The organism is Streptomyces sp. NPDC059957, from assembly GCF_042730015.1.
GTDB lineage: Bacteria > Actinomycetota > Actinomycetes > Streptomycetales > Streptomycetaceae > Streptomyces.
In genome coordinates, this window is sequence record NZ_JBHWMB010000078.1 from 27,048 (window position 1) to 31,967 (window position 4,920).

4 protein-coding genes are annotated in these 4,920 nt (G+C 74.0%); 3 read left to right on the plus strand and 1 reads right to left on the minus strand.

Annotated elements, in window-relative coordinates; genetic code table 11:
* The first annotated feature begins 93 nt into the window (after nucleotides 1-93).
* Nucleotides 94-1,476, plus strand: coding sequence for a cysteine desulfurase/sulfurtransferase TusA family protein (locus tag ACFWBW_RS34795; RefSeq protein ID WP_385381442.1), 1,383 nt, complete (start codon nucleotides 94-96; stop codon nucleotides 1,474-1,476).
* Between the two features lie 230 nt (nucleotides 1,477-1,706).
* Here ACFWBW_RS34795 and ACFWBW_RS34800 read toward each other — a convergent pair whose 3' ends face one another.
* Nucleotides 1,707-2,684 (minus strand): carbohydrate kinase family protein, encoded by a 978-nt coding sequence (locus tag ACFWBW_RS34800; RefSeq protein WP_385381445.1) that lies wholly within the window; start codon nucleotides 2,682-2,684, stop codon nucleotides 1,707-1,709.
* Nucleotides 2,685-2,816: 132 nt separating this feature from the next.
* Between ACFWBW_RS34800 and ACFWBW_RS34805 the strand changes: the two genes are divergently transcribed.
* Nucleotides 2,817-3,035 (plus strand): hypothetical protein, encoded by a 219-nt coding sequence (locus ACFWBW_RS34805; protein WP_385381448.1) that lies wholly within the window; start codon nucleotides 2,817-2,819, stop codon nucleotides 3,033-3,035.
* 258 nt (nucleotides 3,036-3,293) lie between these two features.
* The gene (locus tag ACFWBW_RS34810) at nucleotides 3,294-4,790 is read left to right on the plus strand and encodes a hypothetical protein (RefSeq protein ID WP_385381451.1); all 1,497 of its coding nucleotides are present in this window, start codon (nucleotides 3,294-3,296) and stop codon (nucleotides 4,788-4,790) included.
* Nucleotides 4,791-4,920: the final 130 nt, after the last annotated feature.

Sequence of the window (4,920 nt, forward strand, 5' to 3'; positions counted from 1 at the left end):
GTGCCGTCGTCGCCCGAAGGGCGGGACGGACGGCACTTTGACGACAGGCCCGCCGGTCGCGGCGTCGGCGTGGCGGCCGGTTAGCGTGACCGGATGCCGTACTTCGACACCGCGTCCGCCGCCCCGCTGCACCCCGTGGCCCTGCAGGCGCTCCAGGCCTCCCTTGACGAAGGCTGGGCCGACCCGGCCCGTCTGTACCGCGAAGGGCGCCGGGCCCGACTGCTGCTGGACGCGGCGCGGGAGGCGGCGGCGGAGTCGGTGGGCTGCCGTCCCGACGAGCTCGTGTTCACTCCTTCGGGGACGCACGCGGTTCACTCGGGCATGGCCGGGGTCCTGGCGGGTCGTCGGCGCGTCGGCGGGCATCTGGTCGTATCAGCGGTGGAACACAGTTCCGTACTGCACGCGGCGGAGCTCCACGCGGCGGGCGGCGGGCGGGTCGAGGAGGTCCCGGTGGACCGCTTCGGCCGGGTCTCCGCCGCCTCGTACCGGGAACTCGTGGGGCAGGCCACCGCGCTGGCCTGCCTCCAGTCGGCCAACCACGAGGTCGGCACCGTCCAGCCCGTGACGGAGGTCGCCGAGGTGTGCGCCGCCGCCGGGGTCCCGCTGCTGGTGGACGCCGCGCAGTCGCTGGGCTGGGGGCCGGTGCCCGCAGGCTGGTCCGTGCTGTGCGCCAGCGCCCACAAATGGGGCGGCCCGGCCGGGGTCGGCCTGCTGGCGGTGCGCAAGGGAGTGCGCTTCGCCCCCCAAGGCCCCGCCGACGAAAGGGAGTCGGGGCGCTCCCCCGGCTTCGTCAACCTCCCCGCGGCCGTCGCCGCGGCGGCCTCCCTGCGGGCGGTGCGCGCCGAGGCGGACGCGGAGGCCGCCCGGCTGCGGATCCTGGTGGACCGGCTGCGGCGGCGGGTCGCCCGACTGGTGCCGGACGTGGAGGTGGTGGGCCATCCCGACCTCCGGCTCCCGCACCTGGTCACCTTCTCCTGCCTGTACGTCGACGGGGAGACCCTGCTGCACGGGCTGGACCGGGCCGGCTACTCCGTCTCCTCCGGCTCCTCGTGCACCAGCTCGACGCTGACGCCGTCCCATGTCCTGCGGGCGATGGGGGTGCTGTCGGAGGGAAACGTACGGGTGTCCCTGCCGGCCGGTACGACGGCGGCGGAGGTCAACGGCTTCCTGGAGGTCCTGCCGGGGCTGGTGGCGGGGGTCCGTGAGCAACTCGGCGTGGTGGAACCGGTGATGGCCGCCGACCCGGAGGCGGAATCCCTGGAACTGGACACCCTCGGGCTGCGGTGTCCGCAGCCGGTGATCGAACTGGCCCGGGCGATCGGGCGGGTGCCGGTGGGGGGGACGGTGACCGTGCTGTCCGACGACGAGGTCGCGCGGCTGGACATTCCGGCGTGGTGCGCGATGCGGGGGCAGCTGTACGTGGGCGAAGCCCCACGTCCCCTCGGTACCGCGTACACGGTCCGCCGGGCGGTCTGACCCGGTCGCCGCCGGCCCGTGGGTGGGGCGGCCCTGCGGGACTGTCCCCCACCCGCCCTTCGCCCGTTCCCCGGGGCTGTGCCCCGGCCCCCCGGGGCTCCGCCCGGGTCCGGGCAGCGCCCGGGGAACGGTGGAAGGGCGGGTAGGGGGCAGCCCCGCAGGGCCGAGCCACCCGCACCCGCCCACCCGGCCCCGCCCACGAACGGCAGGCGAACCGGGACCGCGAGGGGCTACGCCGGGAGGTGGGACTGGACTTCCGCCGCCGCCTCGTCGCCGTAGGCCTTCGTGAAGCGCTCCATGAAGTGGGCGCGGCCCAGGGTGTACTCCTGGGTGCCCAGGGTCTCGATGACGAGCGTGGCCAGCATGCAGCCGACCTGCGCGGCCCGCTCCAGGCCGACGCCCCAGCCCAGACCGGTCAGGAAGCCCGCGCGGAACGCGTCGCCGACGCCCGTCGGGTCGACCTTCGCGGTCTCCTCCGGGCAGCCGACCACGATCGGGTCGTGGCCGACCCGGTCGATGCGGACGCCGTTCGAGCCGAGCGTGGTGACCCGGGTGCCGACCTTCGAGAGGATCTCCGCGTCGGTCCAGCCGGACTTCGCCTCGATGAGGCCCTTCTCGTACTCGTTCGAGAAGAGGTACGTCGCGCCCTCCATCAGGGTGCGGATGTTGTCGCCGTCCATCCGGGCGATCTGCTGCGAGAAGTCCGCGGCGAAGGGGATCGCCCGCGTACGGCACTCCTCCGTGTGGCGCAGCATCGCCTCGGGGTCGTCCGCGCCGATCAGGACGAGGTCCAGGCCGCCGACCCGGTCCGCGACCGACTTCAGCTCGATCAGACGGGCCTCGCTCATCGCGCCCGTGTAGAAGGAGCCGATCTGGTTGTGGTCGGCGTCCGTCGTGCAGACGAAGCGCGCGGTGTGCAGGACCTCGGAGATCCGCACGGACTGGGTGTCGACGCCGTGCCGGTCGAGCCAGGCGCGGTACTCGTCGAAGTCGGAGCCGGCCGCGCCGACGAGGATCGGCCGGGCGCCGAGCTGCCCCATGCCGAAGCAGATGTTCGGGCCGACGCCGCCGCGCCGTACGTCGAGGTTGTCGACGAGGAAGGAGAGGGAGACCGTGTGCAGCTGGTCCGCGACCAACTGGTCGGCGAAGCGGCCGGGGAAGGTCATGAGGTGGTCGGTGGCGATGGAGCCGGTGACTGCGATACGCACGGCGTGGACGCTCCTGCGGGGGAAGGCAAGGGGACAGTCAAAACTACCCGGTCGGGGGGCGAACAGCCGACCGGCAGAAACTACCCCGTAGTAGCTCTTTCTTCACTCGCGGTGCCGTGCCTACCGTGCCCCATGACCTACACCGATGGCTTCGGGCACGTCCGGACCTCCGAGAACGCGGCGGGCACCGATTTCGAGCAGCTGCTGGGCGACTGCGCCCGGATGGCCCCGCATTGGCCGGTTCCCGCGGATCCGCGGCCGGATCGGGTGGCTCCCTCGCAGATCAACGGGATCCGCGTCCCGGCGGCCTCGGCCCGGCTCATCGCCTCCACGGCGCTCTACGGCTACTAGGCCGTCTCTTTCGGATCTTGCCGGGCCCGCGACGCCTGGCACCGTGCCTGGCCGCACTGCCGAGGCGACCACGTACGTCCAGTACGCGAGCGCCCCGACAGCACGCCCAGGCACGGCACCAGACGCCGCGGGCTCGGCCGACAAGATCCGAAAGAGACGACCTAGCCCGTCCGGCCGGGCGGCCCCGGCGGAACCGGATCCGCGTCTGTTCCGTCACACCCGCATCACCCCATGCGGGACGGGCAAAGGAGCGATGCGGTGACCAGCGAACAAGCCGAAGGACCGGAAGTACCCGAGACGCCCGAGGTGCTCGGCACCCCCGGTGCGGCACGTGCCGCACGACGACGGCCGGTCTGGGTCGTCGGTTCGATCGCGGCCGCCGTCCTTCTCGCCGGCGGCGGCACCGCGTACTGGGCTTCGATCGCCCACGGAGAGGGCCGTACGGGCGACAGCGCGGCCTCCGCGCCCCGCGCGCTGCCCACTCCGCCCGGGCCCGGCATCGCCCCCGGCGAGCCCGACCCCTCCGGCGGCGGGGTCACGTACACCGCCGACGTGCCCCTCCCGGACGGCCCGGCCACGGCGCCGGCCTTCACCGCGAGCGGCGAGGTGACCTCCGCCGAGGTGGCGCGGCTCGCGGCTTCGCTCGGGATCTCCGGTGCGCCCCGGCTCGTCGGGGAGACCTGGCAGGCCGGAGAGATCGCGGACGGCTCGGGGCCCCGGCTCACCGTGAACCTCAAGGCTCCCGGGACCTGGAACTTCTCCCGCTTCCAGGGCGGGGGCGGCACCGGCGACGACTGCGTGCGCGGCAAGGACACCTGCGGACCGGCCACCCTCCCCCAGGACCTGGGCGGCCAGGAGCACGGTGGCACGGCCGGGACGCCCGTCTCCGAGGAGGCCGCCAAGGCCGCCGCCGCGCCCGTGCTGGCTGCCGCGGGCCAGGGCTCGGCCGCGCTCGACGCCCGGATCACCCAGGGCTCCGCACGCCTGGTGACGGCCGACCCGGTGATCGGGGGCCTGCCCACGCAGGGCTGGTCCACCCGGATCGGCGTCGGTGTGGACTCCGTGGTGGTGTCGGGCAGTGGCGAGCTGAAGGTTCCGGTGCGGGCCGCCGAGCAGCCGGTGATCGGCGCAGTGGACGCGCTGGCCCGACTGAACGACAAGTCCCGGGGCTCCGGCGCCACGGACCCCGGTCCGAGCGGCTGCGCCACGAGCGTGCCGCTGACCCCGGACTCCCCGGACGGCGCCACGGACACGCTGCCCTGCAATCCGGAGCCCCGGCCGATGAAGCCGACGCGGACGGAGTCGGTGCGCGGTGCCGAGCTCGGGCTGGTCCCGGGCACGGTCGGCGCGGCTCGCGGCCTGGTGCCGGCCTGGCTGTTCGAGGTGGCGGGCAAGAGCGGTGGGCCGGGCCACACGGTGGCCCAGCCGGCGTCCCTGACCCAGGAGGCTCCCCCGCTCCTGCCCACCCCGGTCGACCCGCCCGCGAAGGGGCAGACCGTGCCCGGTTTCTCGTACGCCTCGGCCGACCGGACGCTGACCGTGAACTTCTGGGGCGGGGTGTGCAGCACGTACGCCCTGGAGGTCCGCGAGCAGCCCGGGTCGGTGATGGTGAGGATCACGGACACCCCGAACAAGCCGGGGCAGGCCTGCATCATGCTGGCGCAGGAGATGACGGTGACGGGCACGCTCCAGCAACCGCTGGGCGACCGGAAGGTGATCGACGCGACCACGGGCAAGGCCGTCCCCCGCCAGTAGGCGCCAGGACGTGCGAGAGGGGCCCGGAGGCGGGGGGGTGGGGGGGGGGCGCTCTTGTTTTTTTTCCTACTTCTTTACGTCCCTCATGGGTCCTCGGACCGCCTGCAGGGAGGGCCACCCGAAGGAAGAA

Excerpts from the sequence above, each read along its gene's own strand:
- ACFWBW_RS34795 (WP_385381442.1), top strand. The coding sequence starts at position 94 with ATGCCGTACTTCGACACCGCGTCCGCCGCCCCGCTGCACCCCGTGGCC.
- ACFWBW_RS34805 (WP_385381448.1), top strand. The coding sequence starts at position 2,817 with ATGACCTACACCGATGGCTTCGGGCACGTCCGGACCTCCGAGAACGCG.